This window comes from Halostella litorea (assembly GCF_004785955.1).
Taxonomy (GTDB): domain Archaea; phylum Halobacteriota; class Halobacteria; order Halobacteriales; family Natronoarchaeaceae; genus Halostella; species Halostella litorea.
This window is the reverse complement of sequence record NZ_ML214300.1, coordinates 407,679-425,167: the sequence shown is the minus strand read 5'-3', so window position 1 is coordinate 425,167 and position 17,489 is coordinate 407,679. Positions and strand designations below refer to the sequence as shown.

The 17,489-nt window shown below is 67.0% G+C and carries 19 protein-coding genes and 2 tRNA genes; 5 read left to right on the top strand and 16 right to left on the bottom strand.

Translation table 11 applies throughout. The features are described 5' to 3' along the window. Window positions 1-64 precede the first annotated feature (64 nt). The 7 genes from EYW40_RS02210 to EYW40_RS02180 all read right to left on the bottom strand — a co-directional run bounded on the left by EYW40_RS02210 (window position 65) and on the right by EYW40_RS02180 (window position 3,957). Window positions 65-454 carry a VOC family protein gene (locus EYW40_RS02210; RefSeq protein WP_135819986.1) on the bottom strand — a complete coding sequence of 130 codons (390 nt, stop codon included), beginning with the start codon at window positions 452-454 and terminating at the stop codon, window positions 65-67. 54 nt (window positions 455-508) lie between these two features. Continuing rightward, window positions 509-1,084: a cysteine hydrolase family protein gene (locus EYW40_RS02205; RefSeq protein WP_135819985.1), complete on the bottom strand. Its 576-nt coding sequence runs from the start codon at window positions 1,082-1,084 to the stop codon at window positions 509-511. After that, a complete protein-coding gene (locus EYW40_RS02200) occupies window positions 1,084-1,923 on the bottom strand; it encodes a YqcI/YcgG family protein (RefSeq protein WP_135819984.1) in 840 nt (279 codons plus the stop codon). Before EYW40_RS02200 ends, EYW40_RS02205 begins: the two co-directional genes overlap by 1 nt. A 27-nt stretch (window positions 1,924-1,950) precedes the next feature. Beyond that, window positions 1,951-2,433: an MOSC domain-containing protein gene (locus EYW40_RS02195; RefSeq protein ID WP_135819983.1), complete on the bottom strand. Its 483-nt coding sequence runs from the start codon at window positions 2,431-2,433 to the stop codon at window positions 1,951-1,953. Window positions 2,434-2,494: 61 nt separating this feature from the next. Continuing rightward, complete coding sequence (locus tag EYW40_RS02190) at window positions 2,495-3,100, bottom strand: molybdenum cofactor guanylyltransferase (protein ID WP_135819982.1); 606 nt, start codon at window positions 3,098-3,100, stop codon at window positions 2,495-2,497. 84 nt (window positions 3,101-3,184) lie between these two features. Then, window positions 3,185-3,652, bottom strand: coding sequence for a universal stress protein (locus EYW40_RS02185; RefSeq protein ID WP_161973147.1), 468 nt, complete (start codon window positions 3,650-3,652; stop codon window positions 3,185-3,187). Between the two features lie 233 nt (window positions 3,653-3,885). Continuing rightward, window positions 3,886-3,957, bottom strand: a tRNA-Ala gene (locus EYW40_RS02180). A 256-nt stretch (window positions 3,958-4,213) separates the two neighbouring features. Here EYW40_RS02180 and EYW40_RS02175 point away from each other — a divergent pair. The 4 genes from EYW40_RS02175 to EYW40_RS02160 are packed head-to-tail and all read left to right on the top strand — an operon-like array spanning window position 4,214 to window position 6,719. Beyond that, window positions 4,214-4,678 (top strand): 30S ribosomal protein S15, encoded by a 465-nt coding sequence (locus tag EYW40_RS02175; protein ID WP_135819980.1) that lies wholly within the window; start codon window positions 4,214-4,216, stop codon window positions 4,676-4,678. Then, window positions 4,679-5,854 (top strand): exonuclease RecJ, encoded by a 1,176-nt coding sequence (locus EYW40_RS02170; RefSeq protein ID WP_135819979.1) that lies wholly within the window; start codon window positions 4,679-4,681, stop codon window positions 5,852-5,854. After that, window positions 5,851-6,087, top strand: coding sequence for a KEOPS complex subunit Pcc1 (locus EYW40_RS02165; protein WP_135819978.1), 237 nt, complete (start codon window positions 5,851-5,853; stop codon window positions 6,085-6,087). The genes EYW40_RS02170 and EYW40_RS02165 overlap by 4 nt, the downstream gene beginning before the upstream one ends. Beyond that, the gene (locus EYW40_RS02160) at window positions 6,084-6,719 is read left to right on the top strand and encodes a 30S ribosomal protein S3ae (protein WP_135819977.1); all 636 of its coding nucleotides are present in this window, start codon (window positions 6,084-6,086) and stop codon (window positions 6,717-6,719) included. The genes EYW40_RS02165 and EYW40_RS02160 overlap by 4 nt, the downstream gene beginning before the upstream one ends. A 43-nt stretch (window positions 6,720-6,762) precedes the next feature. On the opposite strand, the gene EYW40_RS02155 is transcribed toward EYW40_RS02160, so the two are convergent. From EYW40_RS02155 to EYW40_RS02115, 9 genes are all read right to left on the bottom strand, one after another. Continuing rightward, window positions 6,763-7,545, bottom strand: a complete 783-nt coding sequence (locus tag EYW40_RS02155) for a DUF7289 family protein (RefSeq protein WP_135819976.1) — start codon at window positions 7,543-7,545, stop codon at window positions 6,763-6,765. Beyond that, complete coding sequence (locus EYW40_RS02150) at window positions 7,542-8,045, bottom strand: DUF7266 family protein (RefSeq protein WP_135819975.1); 504 nt, start codon at window positions 8,043-8,045, stop codon at window positions 7,542-7,544. Before EYW40_RS02150 ends, EYW40_RS02155 begins: the two co-directional genes overlap by 4 nt. Next, window positions 8,042-8,992: a DUF7261 family protein gene (locus EYW40_RS02145; protein WP_135819974.1), complete on the bottom strand. Its 951-nt coding sequence runs from the start codon at window positions 8,990-8,992 to the stop codon at window positions 8,042-8,044. Before EYW40_RS02145 ends, EYW40_RS02150 begins: the two co-directional genes overlap by 4 nt. Further along, entirely contained in the window at window positions 8,986-9,552 is a 567-nt protein-coding gene (locus tag EYW40_RS02140) for a DUF7288 family protein (protein WP_135819973.1), read from the bottom strand. Before EYW40_RS02140 ends, EYW40_RS02145 begins: the two co-directional genes overlap by 7 nt. Before the next feature lies 1 nt (window position 9,553). Then, window positions 9,554-10,033, bottom strand: coding sequence for a DUF7287 family protein (locus tag EYW40_RS02135; RefSeq protein ID WP_135819972.1), 480 nt, complete (start codon window positions 10,031-10,033; stop codon window positions 9,554-9,556). Next, the gene (locus EYW40_RS02130; protein ID WP_135819971.1) at window positions 10,030-12,105 is read right to left on the bottom strand and encodes a type II secretion system F family protein; all 2,076 of its coding nucleotides are present in this window, start codon (window positions 12,103-12,105) and stop codon (window positions 10,030-10,032) included. The genes EYW40_RS02135 and EYW40_RS02130 overlap by 4 nt, the downstream gene beginning before the upstream one ends. Beyond that, the gene (locus EYW40_RS20420; protein WP_135819970.1) at window positions 12,102-16,040 is read right to left on the bottom strand and encodes an ATPase, T2SS/T4P/T4SS family; all 3,939 of its coding nucleotides are present in this window, start codon (window positions 16,038-16,040) and stop codon (window positions 12,102-12,104) included. Before EYW40_RS20420 ends, EYW40_RS02130 begins: the two co-directional genes overlap by 4 nt. 364 nt (window positions 16,041-16,404) lie before the next feature. Beyond that, window positions 16,405-16,478, bottom strand: a tRNA-Arg gene (locus EYW40_RS02120). Window positions 16,479-16,500: 22 nt separating this feature from the next. Then, window positions 16,501-16,821 (bottom strand): twin-arginine translocase TatA/TatE family subunit, encoded by a 321-nt coding sequence (locus EYW40_RS02115; RefSeq protein ID WP_135819969.1) that lies wholly within the window; start codon window positions 16,819-16,821, stop codon window positions 16,501-16,503. Window positions 16,822-16,963: 142 nt separating this feature from the next. On the opposite strand from EYW40_RS02115, the gene EYW40_RS02110 reads away from it, so the two are divergent. Further along, complete coding sequence (locus EYW40_RS02110) at window positions 16,964-17,440, top strand: redoxin domain-containing protein (protein ID WP_135819968.1); 477 nt, start codon at window positions 16,964-16,966, stop codon at window positions 17,438-17,440. Window positions 17,441-17,489 lie beyond the last annotated feature (49 nt).

Here is a 17,489-nt window from a genome sequence, read left to right as displayed (position 1 = left end):
ACTTCTATCCGAGAAAGGGATCTAACAGTGCGAAAGGACGGCGGTACCGTCGCGGACGGTTCGACTAGCGCTCCGACTCGATCCGGTGGAAGATCTCGACCTCGTAACCGTCCGGGTCCTCGACGAACGCGGCTCTGGCGTTCGCCGCGTCGATCGTGAGCGGTCCCTTGAGAACCTCGCAGTCGGTCCGGTCGACGAGGCGGTCGAGCGTCGCGTCGGCGTCGTCGACGAGGACCGCGAGGTGAGCGATCCCGTCGGGGGTTACCTCGTCGTCGCCCTCCGGGTCGTGGACGAACTGGATCTCCGTGTCGAACTCGTCGCCTGTGACGTAGTAGTTGTGGACGCCGTCGTCGGTGTGGAAGTCCCAGGCGCGTTCCAGGCCGAGGCCGTCCTCGTAGAACTCCTTCGTCGCCTCCAGGTCCGACACCCGCACCGCGGCGTGTTGTATCTCCATGGGATCGGATCGTCCGGCCGGGTGATAAGTCGTTCCGTGGCGGTACCGCGGCCGCTACTCGGGGTCGCCCGACACCGCGTCGACGGCCGCCTCGGTCCGGAGTATCGTGGCGAACTCCCCTGAGAGATGCGCGAGCGCCGTTCGGTGGACCGTCTCCGGGTCGAACGCTTCGCCGTCCAACGACCGGTCGAACGTCGCCGACGCGTCCCCGACGAGCGCGACGTCGAACCCGCGGTTCTCGGCCATCCGCGTCGTCGTCGACACGCAGTGGTCCGTCGTCAGCCCACAGACGACGAGCGTTTCGGAGCCGCGCTCGCGGAGCCACGATTCGAGGTCGGTGTCGACGAACGCGCCGTTGACGCGCTTGACGAACTCGGCCTCGCCGTCCCGCGGTTCGAGCCCGTCCTTGAAACGGAAGCCGGGTTCGCTGCGGCGGAGCGGTGACGTCGCCTCCGTCGAGTCGTGGCGGACGTGGACGACGGGCAGGTCGTGTTCGCGCCAGGCGGCGAGCAGTCGCTCGGCGCGGCGTTCGGCGTCGGGGTTGTTGCGCTCGCCCCACCCCGGCTCGTCGAACCCGCGCTGGAAGTCGACGAGCAGGAGGACCGGCGTCCCGTCGAGGTCGACCGTCATCAGTCGGCGCTCCCCGCCGGGAGGGAGTCGTCGGGGCGGTCGGCGTCGAGCAGCAGGCCGGACTTCGGATGCTCCCGCGTGACGGCGATCGGACACTCGTCGGGGGCCTGGTCCCCGTCCGACGACAGCATGTACTGGGGCCACTCGCGGTCGCCGTCCACGCCCCAGTCGCCGAGGTCGGCGTGCGGGCAGACTCCGTCGTAGTCCTCGAGGCGGTCCTGGATCGCGTCCCTGGCCTGCTGGCCGGCCTCGGTGTCTGCGGTCACGCCGAGGTCCTCGAACAGCGCCCGCGGCTGGAACGTGATCTCCAGCCCGACCGGGCAGTACCGGCTCTTACGCGTCCCGTAGAACGGCGCGCGGCAGGTCGGGAACGTCGGCTCGCCGGCGAAGGAGAACTCCCAGTAGGGGTCGTCCGGGTCCGTGGGGATGTCCTCGGGCCACGGCTTCGGGTCGTGCACGTGGAGGAACTGGAGGATGTGCCAGAGGCGCTCGTGGTACTCGGCCTCCGACAGTTCCCGCTCGGGCGGCCTGAAGAAGGTGACCAGCGACGCGTTGCCGCGCCGGTCGCGGTACCCGTCGAGATACCGCCGGAGCGTTCGCCCGAGGTCAAGCAGCGCGTCCTTGTCGGTCATCGACGGTACCGCCGTGTACAGCGGGTCGCCGTTCTCGACGGACTCGACCCCGAAGTAGCAGGGGAACGGCGAGCCGTTTCGCTCGCCCAGCAGCCCGTCGCGAAAGGAGTGCCAGTGTTCGGCGACCCAGTCGGGAGCCGCGCCGGTTTCGACGCGGTCCGCGACGGTCGACTGGTCCACGAGCCCGCCGACGATGCGGTCGCTCATGGGCGAAATCCCGGCTTCCGGGCGTTTCTATCCATCGGTTCCGGCGTCGTCACCCGCCGCGCCGACCCCGTCGCCGACGCGGAGCGTGCCGCCGTCGACGATCCGACAGCGCAGGCCGCCGCGGTGGACCAGCGCCTCGCGGACGCCCTGCTTTTCGAGGTGGCGCTCCAGGTACGAACACGGCTCGCACAGTTCGGTCCCGCGACACACCACGTCGCCGACCCGGAACTGACGGTCGACGAAATGGTTGAGCCGCACGCCCTCGGTGGTGACGTTCCGGCGGTGGACGCCGGGCGCGAGTTCGATCCCGTAGTCCCGTTCGACGGCCGCGAGCGCCTCGCCCTCGATGAGCGTCAGGTCGCCACCGTCGCGGTTCGCGAACGTCCCCTCCGCGTCGAAGTACCGGTCCCCGCGGAGGCCCGAGTCGGCGACCGCCTCGACTTCCTCGACCGGTTCCGGCTCCGCACCCTGCTCCGGGGCGACGTGAATCGCTCGAACGCGACCTTCCATGCGGGGGTCGTCGTACTGGCTCGTAATAACACCCCCCGGTCCTCGGGCGCGTCGGCAGCGTTCAGAACTCCGCGGCGACGGCCTCGAACTCGGCCCGCGTGTTCAGGTTCTTGAACGTCCGCAGCGGGGCGTGCCGTTCGACCTCCGCGCGGTCCACGACCACGTGGTCGAGTTCGAGCACCGCCTCGACCACCTTGCGCTCGCCCCGCGCCAGCGTGCGCTCGCAGGCGTCGGCCATCGCCGCCGTCCGGTAGACGGCCTGCGTCGGCTGGAACCACTCGTCCGGCTTCGGGACCGCCGCGTCGCGGCCGGCGGCCCGGGAAAAGAGGTAGTCGATCAGGTCCGGAGAGACGAACGGCATGTCGCAGGCGACGACGGCGGCGTACTCGGCCTCGGCCGCGCGCAGGCCCGTCGCGATGCCGGCCATCGGTCCCCGGTCCGGCGTCTCGTCGAGGGCGAGCGTCGGGTCGAACGCGCCGTCGGCGAACGCGGCCGCGACCGCCTCCGCCTGGTCGTCACGGCAGTTGACGACGAGTTCATCGACGACCCCGCCGATCCGGTCCGCGACGCGGCGGACCATCGGCGTCCCCGCGAGGTCGGCGACCGCCTTGTCCTCGTCGCCGAACCGGGCCGAGCGGCCGCCGGCGATGATGACTCCTGCCCGCATACGTCGCCGTTTGCGCCTGTCACGGAAGTACTCCGGTGGTACGACTGCGCTGATCGGTAAGTGTAGATGAGATACTGGCGTGAACTACGTCGTTTGTTTGTCGCAGTCTATTTCCGGGATCGGGTTCCGAATGATTGCAATGTCGTAGGCGTTCTCGTAGGCGACTCGACCACCGACACTCTCCGGCCCGAGGAAGCTGTGGCCTGCGTTCTCGCTTCCGATGAAGATAGCGGATGTATCGAGGTCACGGGCGAGGCGACGAATGCGGCTCGAAATCGTTCCGGATGTCGCATATCTATCCACAGTGATATGTTTAAACTCCGCCTCAGGAGCGATCTGTGCTACCTGCTGGCGCAATCGGGAGACGATTAGCTCCTTGTCGAACTCCTCCTCGTCCGTAAGCCAGCCATTCTCTCGTGCGTATCCCGCGTTTCGGTCCGGAATAACCGTGACAGCGAGCAGGTCATCCTGGTAGAGGCCGGATGCACGTAACCCGTGTAGAAGAGCTGATTTCGAAAGTGTTGACCCATCGAACGGTACGATAACGACCATGGGGTACGAAATATCATCGAGATATAAATGTCGCATGGTTTAGAAGGGGAAATTGTAGTCCAACTTCGGATCGCTGGATATGACCGTGGTCGATTGTTTGAGATGCCTACCTACTGAACAGAACGTCAGTGAAAATCGCCTAAAAATCGTCGGAGGCTATGAACTCAGCCGGGCACGTCCTCGTCCTTTGCTGCGCAGTCAGTCGAACAATCGTCACGGCGGTGAGAAGCGGATGGACTCGCCGGGATTTGAACCCGGGGCCTCTCCCATGCCAAGGGAGTGATCTACCACTGATCTACGAGCCCTCGAACGCAATAGAGGATAGCGCGGCAGGTATTGATAAAACCGTCGGATCGCCCGCCGTACGGCAGGGAGTCGCAGGACGGTACGCCCCCGGGCCGGAGTAGAAACCCTTTAGTCCGCCAGCGCGGAAGGACCGGTGGGAACAGCACGACCGCAAATCCGACGCGTCGTCGCGGCTTTCGCGGCGGCTTGGGATTGCGGTAGTGCAGGCGCGTTGCGCCGAGACTACAGCGGTCTGTGCGGTTCCTATCCTCAACTATGGCACGAATGCACACCCGACGCCGCGGCTCGTCCGGTTCGGACAAGCCGGCGGCGGACGAACCGCCGGAGTGGAGTGACGTCGACGACGAGGCGATCGAAGCCCGCGTCGTCGAACTGGCAGAGCAGGGTCACGACCCGAGTCAGATCGGGATGAAACTGCGTGACGAGGGCGTGAAGGGCACGCCGATCCCGGACGTCAAGCTGGCGACCGGGAAGAAGGTCACGGAGATCTTGGAGGAGAACGATGCGGACTCCGACCTGCCTGAGGACCTGCGGAACCTCATGGAGCGCGCAGTGCGGCTGCGCGAGCACATGGAGGAGAACCCCCAGGACCACCAGAACAAGCGCGCGCTGCAAAACACCGAGTCGAAGGTTCGCCGCCTCGCGGACTACTACCGCGGCGACGAGCTCGACGAGGACTTCACGTACTCGTACGACGACGCGAAGGAACGCCTCGAATAGATGTCCACGACGGGTCGAACCGCAACCGCCGCGCCCGACGCACTCGCCGCGACGCTCCGCGAGGCCCCGTTCGTTCGGGTCCTCGCGGCCGCGGACGGCGACAGCGTCGCGGCCGCCGGCGTCGTCGCACGAGCGCTCGACTGCCCGTTCCAGGTCAGCGTGACCCGGACCGCGGCCGAGCGCGAGCGCCGCGCCGCCACCGCCGAGCAGCCACGCGACGCGGCCGCGACGCTGGTCGTCGGCGACGACGCCGACGGCCCGGCGATCGCGGGACGCGAGACGCCCGCCAGCGTCACCGCTGTCGACGTCGCCCGTGAACTGGGCGCGTCGGCCGACCCGGTGCTCGCGCTGGCCGGCGTCGCCGCGGCTGGCGGCGTCCCCGGAGCGGGCGAGAGCGCGAGCGTCCTCGCGGCCGCGGAGGAGCGGGGCCTGGTCGAGCGCCGACCGGGCGTCGCCGTTCCCGTCGCGGACCTCGCGGACGGCCTCGCGCACACGACGCTCGCACACGCCGACTTCTCCGGCGACCCGACGGCCGCCGGCGCGGCGCTCGCCGAACTCGACCTGCCGGCCGACCTCGACGACGGGGCCTACAGCACCGTCGCCTCGCTCGTCGCGCTGTCGGCCAGCGGCGGCGAGCGGGCGACACCCCGCGCGGCCGAGGCGGTCGAGCGGGCGCTTCGCCCGTACGCAACGCCCGAATCGCCGTTCGCCACCGTCAGCGGCTACGCCGACGTGCTGGCGACGACCGCGGAGGCAGCGCCCGGCACCGCCGTCGCGGCGGCGCTGGGCCACGACGTCCGCGACGCCGCGCTCGACGCGTGGCGCGACGCCGCCGAGCGCGCTCACCGCGCGCTCCGCGAGGCGACGACCGGCCGGTACGACGGCCTGTTCGTCGCCCGCCACGACGCCGCGCCGGTCGCCACGACCGCGCGGCTGCTCCAGGACTTCCGGTCGCCGGAGCCGGTCGCGCTGGTCGTCGGCGACGGCGAGGCGGCCGCGGCGGCCGTCGAGGACCGCGGCGTCGGCGCGGCGATGCGGGCCGGCGCGGACGCGGTCGGCGGCGAGGCCGGCGGCGACGCCCGCACCGGCTACGTGCGGTTCGACTCGGATCAGGACGACGGGGCGGCGAGCCCCGAAACCAAGGAGTTCATCGCGGCGTTCAGGGAGGCGCTATGAGACGCGCGACGATTCGCACGGAACTCGACCGGCCCGCCCTCGTGGCCGCGGCGGTCACCCCCGACAACACGTCGGAGATGACCACCCGCGTCGAGGGCGACGCCGTCGTCACGCGTATCGAACGCGAGACGACCGGCGGGCTCCGGTCGACCGTCGACGACTACGTCGTCAACGTCGACGTCGCCACCCGGGTAGCACAGGCAGCCGACCAGTTCACCAACACACAATCATGAGCGAACGATCAGTCTCCAAGCAGAAACAGGAGAAGCGGTGGTACACCGTCCACGCCCCGGAGCAGTTCGACCGGGAGGAGCTCGGTGACACCCCCGCGGACGAACCCGAGAAAGTACAGGGCAGAACCATCGAGACGACGCTCGGCGACCTCACGTCGGACGCCGGCGAGAACAACACCAAGCTGACGTTCAAGATCACGGACGTCGGCAGCGACGCGGCCTACACCGAGTTCATCAAACATGAACTCACGCGGGACTACCTGCGCAGCCTCGTGCGCCGCGGGGCCTCGAAGATCGAGGCCAACATCACGGTACTGACGACCGACGACTACCGCGTTCAGGTCCAGCCCGTCGCCTTCACGACCAAGAAGGCCGACGCGAGCCAGGAGAAGGCGATCCGCCGGACGATGATCGACCTGGTCAACGAGGCCGCCGACGAGCGCTCGTTCGAGCAGCTCGTCGACAGCATCGTCGAGGGCCGCCTCTCCAGCGCCATCTACGGCGAGGCCAAGACCATCTACCCGCTGCGCCGCGTCGAGGTCCAGAAGACGACCCTCGAAGCGCGTCCGGAGGAGGTCGCCGCCGAGGAGGAGACGGCGGTCGACGTCGAGGACGAGGACGTCGAAGTCTAACGCCCCGGATCCGTTTCGTTTTCCGCTGTCGTAACGGGGCCCGTCAGGTGAAGTAGTCGATGTTGATTATCGTGACGCGGACGTAGACGTCGATAGTGTCCCCACTGTCCGGCTCGCAGGTGAACGTCCGCTCGTTGCCCGTCCCGCTCACGTCCCAGTCGTCCTCGAAGTAGTCGCTCCACGCCTCGGGTTTGTCCGACTCGACGGTGACGCTGACGTTCTCGACGGTCGCGTTGTTCTTCGTCCCGGTGCGGTTCTCCGGATAGCGCAAGCCCGACGATTTCCCGGACTCGGCGCGGATCTGTGCCGTCCCGTCGGCGCTCAGCGCGCCGCCCGATGTCTGGACCTCGACGACCGACACCATCGCGTACGACTCGCCGCACCGGTACTCCGGTTCCGACAGCATGATTGCGCGGCCGTCGCCGTCCTGCCGGAAGACGGCCCCGTTCTCGTACGATATCTGTGTTCCCTCGTACTCGTAGACGAACGACCCGACGGACCGGTTCGTCAGGCTGTTTTTCGACCCGTTCGACAGGTTCCAGGTCGGCGAGTGGACCGTGACGTCCGTTTCGTTCTCGACGGAGAGCGTCCCGCCGGAGAGGCGTAGCTCCCCCGAGCGGGCCTCGACGTGGGTCGATTCGATGTCGCCGATGTTGTCCGACAGCGCAACGAACGCGCGCTCGGCGTTGCGCTTTTGCTCGTTCTCCTGATAGTCGGTCAGGGTCGAGTAGCCGAACGTGTAGGTGATCCCGACGCTCGTGATGATGAGCGAGAACACGATGACGAACGCGATCATGTCGCTCACCCCGCGGTCCGTCCCTCTCATGGCTGGCTCTCGATCGTTATTGTCGGGGTGCTCCCCGTGGAGTCGTACACGATCCGAATGTCACCGCCGCTGGCGGATCCGGGGTCGACCTTGCTCGGGTCGACGTCGACCGGAACGACCCGGTCGTCCGAGAGCATCGACGTCGACAGCACCAGGCAGGCGTCCGTCGTCGAGTCGTCGATCAGGGGGCCGCTACAGTCGGGCCCCGTTCTGAGCCGCACCGTGTACGTCGCGCCGCTCACCCTGCTGGGATGGGTGGTGTCGACCGTGATCCGCTCGTCGCCCCCCGGCGTGGCCGCCCGGTCGAGGCTCGATATCTCGGCCGAGACCCGGTCGCCGATCGTGTCGAGTTGGTCCCGCGCGGTACTCCGTTGCTGGTTGTCCAGCACGTTCCCGGCCGTGATGAGCAGCCCCGACAGCAGGATCGTCACGATCCCCGTCGCGAGGACGTGCGTGACCGCGACGGAGACGGCGCGGTCGTCGCCGCGGAAACTGGTCATGGGCCCTCCCGGACCGTGACGGTCCGATTGCCCTCGTACGTGACCGTGCCGGTTTCGAAGGTGAGATCGAGGTTCGCCTCCTTGACAAGGAGGGTAGCGTACGGTGAAGACGACCCGTCGCGGTCGTGGTAGACGGGTTGACTGGCGATCCCGCTCCCGGAAGCCAGGAAGGTGTAGTTGCCTTCCACACGGTCCGGGTTCTGGAAGTGCACCGTGTACGGTGCCTTGAGGTCGTCGAGAGCATAGAAATCACAACCGCTCTTGTTCACTGATGACCCTGTCGAAAGGTTCACCCAGGCTTTCTCATTGTAATCCCCCACGGAACATGTTTCTACATTTCCCGAATAGTTACTCGTGATTTCCATCTCGTTGGATGGGTTCTTTTCGAATCTAACCTCTATTCGGTCGCTGCTGTTCTCCAGCAGGACCGTGAAGTTCTCGGTCCCTGGTCCGGTGTCGCTCAACTGGTTGACGACCATCTGGGCTCTGAAGTCGGTCACGTTCCGTTCGCTGTTTACCGGGCTCCAGTCGCCGGTTCCGCCCGCCCGCTGGAACTCCGTTTCGGTGTGTGTGATCCGCGTCTGAAACGTGCTTTCGCTCTCGTCGAACTCGACGTCGACGTACTTCGTTCCGGATTCGGCGTGTGTCTCGGCGAGCAAGCGGCTGTACGTCCCGGACACGTTCGCCTCGACGTTCGACGTGAGTTCGCCGTTGGAGACCGTCCCGTTCTCGACCCTGCGGATCAGTTCCGGGACCTCCCGCTCGACCTGCTGTTGAAACTCCGTCGCCTCCTCGACCTCATCGACGGAGCCGCGGGCGGCGATGTTCTCGGTGAAAAGCACCGTGTTGAACACGACGACCAACCCGAGGACGATAAAGGCGATGGCGATGCTGCCGACGAGCACCAACTGTGCGCGGTCCCGGCCGCAGCGGCGATCGCTTACCATACGACCAGTCGCACCTCCGCGACGGTGTAGACCGGGCTACCGGGAGCGGTATCCGGGACGGGGAAGTCGTCGGGGTTGCTCACCTCGTCGTCGTAGATTGTCACCGTCTCGGACGCGACGACGGCGCTGTCGGAGGGGACGCCGCGGTACACCATGTTCTTGACGGCGCTGTTCACCCCCGTGTTCGTCGTCTTGTTGGACACGCTCCGGAACTCGACGATGACGTTGTACACCCGGCCGCGCCGGGAGAACGTCCCGTTCAGCGTCTCCCCGAAGTCCCCCGGCGGGTTCGACGGGGCGTAGCCGGTCGACGGTTCGCCGTTGTACCCGTCCTCGGACACGTTCAGGACCTGCTCTTTCAGCGTCCCCTTGTTCCGTTGCTGTGCGAGCACGTCCTCGGCCTCGCGCTCTATCCCGGACTGGACGTCGCGGTCCACCGTCCCCGACGTCGTCGGGGTGATGATGACCGACTGGAGCGCGAACAGCACGGCCGTCAGTATCAGCATCGAGCCGATGAAGCCCTCCAGCGTGAACGCCTGTCCGCGGTCGTCTTCGTGCATGTTACCACACCCTCACTACCAGCCGGCAGGTCGGTGTACAGACGTCGCTCGAGGGGTCATCGAAGCTGATCACGCGGCTGCTGCTCGCGGAGACCTGGTCGTCGTACGCGTCGCCGCGCTTCAGGCGGGTGCTACCGATCTCACGGATGACGGACCCGTTCTGGGTGCGCACCGTCACGTTGACCCGTGCGGTGGTCGGCAGTTTGTACTGTTCTCGGAGATCGTCGCCGTCGCCGCCGGCGTCGAAGAACGACCGGGTGGCGACTGGATCCAGCGTCCCCGGTTTCCCGTCGACCGAGAAGTCCTCCACGACCGTCGCGGCGATCCGGTCGGCCCGGGACTCGTCGCTGCCGCCGGTGTCGGAGTCGAACGGCGTGAATATCGTCGGGATGAACGCGAACAGGAACGCGGTCGTCAGCAGGAAGATGCTGATCCCAACCGCGAAGTCCTGGGTGGTCTGCCCGCGGCCCCCGAGCCTCATCCTACCACCGTCCACACCGCCAGGGCGATGGTCTGGAGGACGATGACGAACTTCAGCCCGCCCATCAGGTCCGCCTCGCGCATGTAGCCGCTGATCATGCCCGAGAGGATCGCCTGCATGGTCACCGCGTGGAAGAACAGCAGCGACAGCTGGTCGGTGTCGACCCCCTCGCTGAGGCTCGCGGCACCGGCACCGCCTCCGCCGCCACCGGCCCCGGCCCCGGCGGCCGCGCCGCCGCCGGAACTCGCCTGCCCGCCGAGCCCGGCCATCACGTCGAGGAACTGGGTCTTGAGGATTGCCATCACCGCAAGCAGCGTCAGATACGTCATGATGATGATGACCATCTGCATCCGGGTCCGGGACTTTCGCTCCCGCATGATGTCGTCCTGGTTCTCGCTGGCTTGGGCGGCCGTCGACAGCACGTCGGTGATCTGGCTGGAGGCCTCCTGGGACTTGCTGATCAGCTTGACCGTCCGGGCCAGCCGCGGCAGGTGGTACTTGTTGTTGAACTCGACCAGCGCGGCCCGGAGGCTCATTCCGTAGTTCACCTTGGCGTGGATCTGCTCGAACTCGTGGGCGAGTTTCCCGGACGTGGTGTTCGCGACCGTCTGGAACGACTCCAGGAGGGTCAACCCCGTGTCGTTCGCGCTCGATAGCTTCCGGAGGTTGTCGGAGATGTCGGACGTGATCGCGCTCCGCGAGCGGATGTTCCACTCGCGGAAGATGGTAAGCGGCGTCAACACGACGTACGTCGGCATGTACACGTAGATGAACGTCCCCCACACCGGTTGGTTCATCAATCCGTCGATCGACGTGGGTGCGGAGCCCGAGGCGACCGCAGTCACGAGGATCACCAGGGCGGCCGGCACCGTCAGTGCGAGCGTGTACAGCGGGTTGTCGCGGAAGAAGATGTGCGGCCGCTGGAGCACCTTCTTCGTCTCGTGGGTCCCCTCCTTGTTCTTGATGCGGTCGAACACGCTGTGTTCGCCGGTGAAGGCCTCGATCAGACCCAGGTCAAGCAGGCCGCCGTCCCGGGCGTTCTTCAGCCGCTCGCTGCTGCCGGACGGTTCGAGGTAGCCGTCGCCGACCTCGTCCTGCTTCACCGTCGACACCATCACCAGAAAGCCGACGCCGGTGATAGGGATCAGCCCGTAGACGGTCGCGTACAGCATCTGGTCCCGCGCCTGCCCCATGATGCCCATGATGACGAGGATGATGATGAGCAACAGCGGGAACAGCGACAGCGTCATGTACATCTCGCCGAACAGCTCCAGGGTCTCCAGGGTCATCTCCTGTTGCTGCTTCGCCGTCCGCATGTGCTTGTCCTTCTTCTCGTCGAGGAACGACTGCATGTCACCGCCGCTGCTGACGATCGAGAGCATGTCCGTGAGGAACTGGCTCAGTTCGTCGCTCGGCGTCTCCATCGACTGCGTGCGCAGCGCGGTCCGGTAGTCGGTGTCGAAGTACTCGGTCTCCTGGACGATGTTCTTGAACTCGTAGGCCACCTCGCCGTACGTGTCCTCGGCTTCGGCCATCGCCTCCAGGATCTCCAGTTGGTTCAGGCCGCCGACCGACAGCGCGTACATGAAGGAGACGGCGTCGGGCAGCAGCATGTTGATCTCGCGCTTGCGGGACGACGCCCGGGAGTACGGCACCGCGACGAACGCGCCAAAGCCCATCCCGAAGCCGATCGTGCCGAGGACGAGCCCGGTGACGCCGATGAGCGCCGGTATCTTCAGCGTCTGGACGATCGTCAGCAGCGTCTCGTTGGGGATCCGCGCGCCGAGGAGCAGTCCGACCTCGACGACGCCCGTCGCGAACAGCACGTAGCCGAGCAGCGTACCGATCAGCCAGAGGAACCCGCCGGCAAGCACGCCGATACCGAGCGCGCGGGAGAGGTACATCTCCACGGGGTCGGTCATCCGCGCCTGCGCGAGTTTCGTCTCGACCCCGCTGACGAAGTTACTGTTCTCGTCGAACAGCGTGGTGTACAGCGGGTAGAACGCGTCGCCGAGCGGGTCGTCGCTCGTGCCGAACCCGCCGTCCCCGCCCGACCTCGTGTCCAGGCTCATTCCTCGTCACCGCCCGTTTCGCCGCCGAAGATCGAGTCGTCGTCCTCGTCGGCGTCGTCCGGACTGAATATCGACTCCCCGTCGCTCTCGCCGAAGATCGACTCCCCGTCGTCCTCGAACAGCGAGCCGTCGCCCCCGTCGTCGCTCTCGTCGAAGACCGGTCCCTCGTCACCGCCGCCACCGCCGTCGTCGTCCCCGAAGATCGAGTCCCCACCTTCGTCCCCGTCGCCACCGAAGATCGAATCGCCGTCGTCCTCGGAACCATCGTCGTCGCCGAAGATCGAGTCCCCGCTGCCACCGCCGAACATCGACCCGCCGTCGCCGCCGTCGTCGCTGTGGTCGGCGTCCCCGGAGCCGTCCTCGTCGTCGAATATCGACTCGCCGTCGGCTCCGAACGGCGACGCGTCGCCGCCCTCGTCGCCGGGCGTATCGGGGTCGTCCGTGGTCGCCCCGTCGTCCGACTGGCTGGTCGCCGACCCGTCATCTGGTTGGTCGGTCGCCGTCTCGTCGGCCGGTTGGTCGGTCACTGGCCCGTCGTCCGGCTGTTCGGTCGCTACCCCGTCACCCGGCCCGTCGGCGCTTCCGCCGCCGGTACCGGTTTCGGTTCCGTCGGGGGCCTTCTCGGCGGCGTCCGTGCGGTCGCTCGGCCCGGCGTCGTCGGACGCCGGCTCAGCGGGCGACGACCCGCCGTCCGAGGGGTCGCTGAACACGACGCCCTCGTCCGAATCGCCGTCGCCGGGCGCGCCGTCCGCCGGGGCGGGCGACGCGTCGACTCCCGTCCCGTCGTCCGTGGGGTCGCTGAACGTGGCGTCCGTCCCGTCGTCCGCCGGTTCGCTGTCCGCCGGTTCGGCCTCCGTGTCGGCCACCGGTGCTTCGGTGCCCGCGTCCGCGTCGGCGGGCGGCGTCGCCGCGTCCGCCTCGGCGCTCGATGCGTCCGCCTCGGGGCCGGTTTCCTCGTCGGCCGCCGCGAGGGCGGGGAGTTCGTCGTCGCTCGACCCGTCCCCGTCGTCGGGGTCCCCCGCTTCGATAGCCGGCCGGTCGCCGTCCGCCGGTTCGGCGTCGTCCGGCTCCGCGGCGGCGTCGGCCGTCTCGCCGTCCGACTCGTCCGCGAAACCGTCGTCGCTGAGCCACTCCGGCCCCTCGTCCCCGACCGCCTCGTCGTCGTCGGCATCCGTGCCGAAGGTGAAGTCGTCCTCGTCGCCAAGCCCGAAGTCGGCGTCGGCGTCGCCGAGGTCGCCGCCGAACTCGAACTCGTCCGCGTCGGCGCTGTCGGCCGTGATCGTCGGCTCCTCCTCGCCGCTGACGCCCGACAGCGCGCTGCCGAGGCCGCTCGGCACCTTCCCGCGGAACTCCTCGAAGATGCGCCCCTCGGCGCGTTCGAGGATGTCGGTCGCCTCGTTGTATATCTCGTCGCCGGCGTCGGGACGCGGGACCAGCGCCTCCTTCTCCGGGTCGACGTCGATCAGCACGGACTCCATCTCGCGGAGGTCCTCCAGGCTCTCCTCCAGTTGCTCGTTTGCGATCAGCGTGAGGATCGTCTCCGGGTCGTTGATGAACGCCTGGACCGTCGCGGCGACCTTCGTGTACTCGTTGAGGCCGTTCTTGATGAGATAGGCGAGGATCACCCGGCGCTTGAACAGTTCGTCGTCCAGTTTGTCGCGGCTCCACCCGCGGTCGAACTGGATCTCGTCCAGCGTGTTCGAGTCCCCCATCTTCAGGAACTCGTCGGTCTCGGCCTGCCACTGGTAGACGTCCTGGACGTTGATCTCGTCGTTCTCCGCGTCGTAGTGGTTGATCTCGGTCAGGGACTTGTTCCGGCGGACCTTGTTGCCCTGCACCCGCGTCTGGGTCTGGATGGAGACCAGGTCCAGCGCCGTGAACATCGTCTTCGAGACGTTGATCGGGTCGGTCGTGAACCGCTTGAGCACCTCGCCCACGGAGTCGGCGTGGAACGTGGTGTAGGTGGTGTGGCCGGTTGACATGACCTGGAACAGCGTCCGGCCCTCCTCCCCGCGGATCTCGCCCATGACGATGTAGTCCGGGCGCTGGCGGAGCGCGGCCTCCAGCAGGTCGAACTCGTCGACGTCACCCTGGCTGTCGTCGGAGAAGGACGGGCGGGTGACGGAGGCGATCCAGTTGCGCTGTGGCAGTTCCACCTCGCGGGTGTCCTCGATGGAGACGATCTTCGTGTTCGACGGGATGAAAAGCGAGATGGCGTTCAGGCTCGTCGTCTTCCCGGACGCAGTACCGCCCGCGAAGATCAGGCTCTTGTGGTTCTCGATGCAGAGCCAGAGGAACGCCATCTCGTCCAGCGAGAACGTGTTCCAGTTGATGAGGTCGACCGGCGTGAACGGCACGTCCTTGAACTGGCGGATTGTGTAGTTCGTCCCGTGGTCGGACACCTCGCGCCCGAGGGTGAGCTGCGACCGCGACCCGTCCGGCAGCGTCGCGTCGACCTGCGGCCGCCGCTTGCTGATACCCTTCCCGGACCGCTGGGCGAGCTTGACGACGAAGTCGTCGAGTTCCTCTTCGCCGTGGTAGATGTTGGAGATGATCTGCTCGTAGTCGGTGTGGTAGACGAACACCGGCGAGTGGTAGCCGTTACAGGAGATGTCCTCGACGTTGATGTCGTGTTTGATCGGGTCGATCCGCTCGTACCCGATGAAGTCCCGTTTGAGCAGGTACAGCAGCTTCTCGACCTGATACTCGTTCAGCCTGTCCGGGTCGTCCGCCAGGATCGCCGGCTCGGGGCGGACGGCGATGCCGTCGAGGCCGCCCTCGGTCTCGTTGCTGGCGGCCGCTTCGCCCATGCCGACGAGTTCCTTGATCTGGTCGACGAACGAGCCGCCGTCGCCGCTTGCCGGCTCGTCGAACAGGTCGTAGCGTTCGAGCAGCCGGCGGGTCTCCTTCTCGATGACCGCCTTCCGACCCTCCTCGCCGCCCTCGACGGTGACCTCCTCGTCGGCGTACTTGATCGCGGTCCGGAGCTTGCCGGTGAGAAACTCCTGGAGGTCCTCCTCGATCTCGGTCAGGTACGGCTCGACCGCGTAGTACTTCTTCTCGTTTTCCTTCTCGGAGTGAAACAGGATGACGAAGGAGTAGGGCTTGTTGACCCAGTACCGGTCCTCCTCGCGGAAGTGGGACTTCTTTTTCTGTGGCACCTCCTTCTCCAGGTCGTAGCGGTTCGCGACCGTCGTGTGGCCCTCCTGCGTGCTGAAGAAGTCGTCCTCGGCCTCGGGTTCGAGCCGGACGTTGACCGTCCGCTCCTCGACGAGGTCGTGCAGCTCGTCGGCGAAGTCCTGGCCCTGGCTCAACAGCCCCTCTATCTCCTCGGGGTCGTGGCCAAGCGCCTCCTCGCGGTCGAACTCGACGACCTCGCCGTCGGCGTCCCGCGGGAGGTCGCCGTCTTCCTCGTAGTAGAAGTCCCACTTGTAGTGTTCCCACCAGTACTCGTCCTTGACGACCGGCGTGGACCGGATGTCCTCCTTGAAGTCGGTCCAGAGCCGCTTGGCCGGCGGGGCGGCCTCCTCGGTGATCCGCTCGGCCAGGTCGTCGGGGTGAAACCCGAGGTATTCCTCGGGCTCGAACTCGACGCCGTCCCAGTCGTCGCCGGTCGGCGGGCCGACCTGCTCGTCCTCCTTGCTGTCGAGGCCGAGCGAGCCGCCGGAGTCGGTCGTCGCGTTCGTCGGGTAGACGCTGCTCACCTCGTGGCCGTACCCGTACTCCTCCATGAAGTCGGCCCACGTGTACTCCCCGACCGCGACGCGGGGGCCGGCGTCGGCCTCGCCGCCGCCCGTCTCGTCGGGCCGCTCCTCCTCGTCCTGGCGGGCCGTCGACCCGTCCCCCTCCTCGGACCCCCCCGGATCGGATGCCGACTCGTCCACCTCCCCCTCGAGTTGACTCGGATCCGACTTGTCGGCGTCGTCGATAGCCATTGGATACTCACTCTGGGCGACTAGTCAAAAAACCTTTTACCAGTTATCATATCCGATAATTTAGACGGAACGCCGGACGGGAGTTCACCCGGACGGACCGGGTCGGATAGGGGACGATTGAAGATGTCTCCGGTCCACAATGACGGCCGTCTGCTCGGGCTGAACCGGCGCGTGCCCGGCCGGCTGAATCCCGCGCCGCTTACACGGCTCACTGACGTTCGCCGGTGAGTGGGCGTGGCCGGGATTCGCATCCCACGCCTCGCGGTCGCTCACGTCCGTTCGCAACGCGCAACGGACGTGGTGGGAGTGAGCGAACGCTTTGCGTTCGCGAGCTACGCCACGGCCTGAGGAGCGCAGCGACGAACGGACGTGGCGGGATTCGAACCCACGCTCTGGAGGTTAGGAACCTCCCGCCCTGATCCACTAGGCCACACGTCCGCCGGAAGAAAAACCAGTCGCGTTACTGCGTGGTCTCGGTATCGGTGTCGGTGTCCTCGCTCGTCACGGGTTCGGTGTCGACGAAGTCGCTGTCGTCGGTGCCGACGTCGTCGGCGGTGTCGGACGTCGAGTCCCCGGACGTACTTCCATCTCGCATCTCCTCGAGTTCCTGTTCGACCTCCTCGCGGCCCTTCTGGAACTCGCCCATCGCCTCGCCGGTCGACCGCGCCAGCTTCGGGATCTTGTTCGCCCCGAACAGCAGCACGGCGATCAGGAGGATAACGACGAGTTCGGGCCCGCCGGGCAGCCCCCCGACGAACGCCGGTGCGGTTACAAGTGCCATCTCTACCCGGTGCTTACCCGCTGGCAATTATAGTCTTTTTGCTCGGGAAGCCCGTCGAGCGGACTGATAGGTCCGAAATAGGAGACGTGTCGGTCGGAAAAGCGAAATTCACTTCCACGTGGTGTCGGAACGGTCGGACGCTATGGTCGAAACCGGCGACGACGCACCCGACTTCACCGCACCGCTCGCGAACGGCGACGTCGACGAGTTCACCCTCTCGGCGGCGCTCGACGACGGCCCCGTCGTGCTCGCTTTCTTCCCCGGCGCGTTCACCAGCGTCTGCACCGACGAGATGTGCACGTTCCGCGACCAGCTTTCCGAGTTCGAGACGGTCGGCGCGGACGTGTACGGCGTCAGCGTCGACTCCCCGTTCGCGCTCAACGAGTTCCGCGAGCAGAACGGCCTGAACTTCGGGCTCGTCAGCGACATCGACAAGGAGATCATCGACGCCTACGACGTGCGCATGGACTTCGCCGACCTCGGCGTCCGCGGCGTCGCCAAGCGCGCCGTGTTCGTGGTCAACACCGACGGCGCGGTCGCCTACAAGTGGGTCAGCGACGACCCCGGCGTCGAGCCGGATTACGCCGAGGTCGCGGCCGCGGCCGAGGACGCGGCCTGAGCGCGGGACGCCGCGGGCCGGCCCGCGTTGCCGGTGCCCTTTTGCCGCC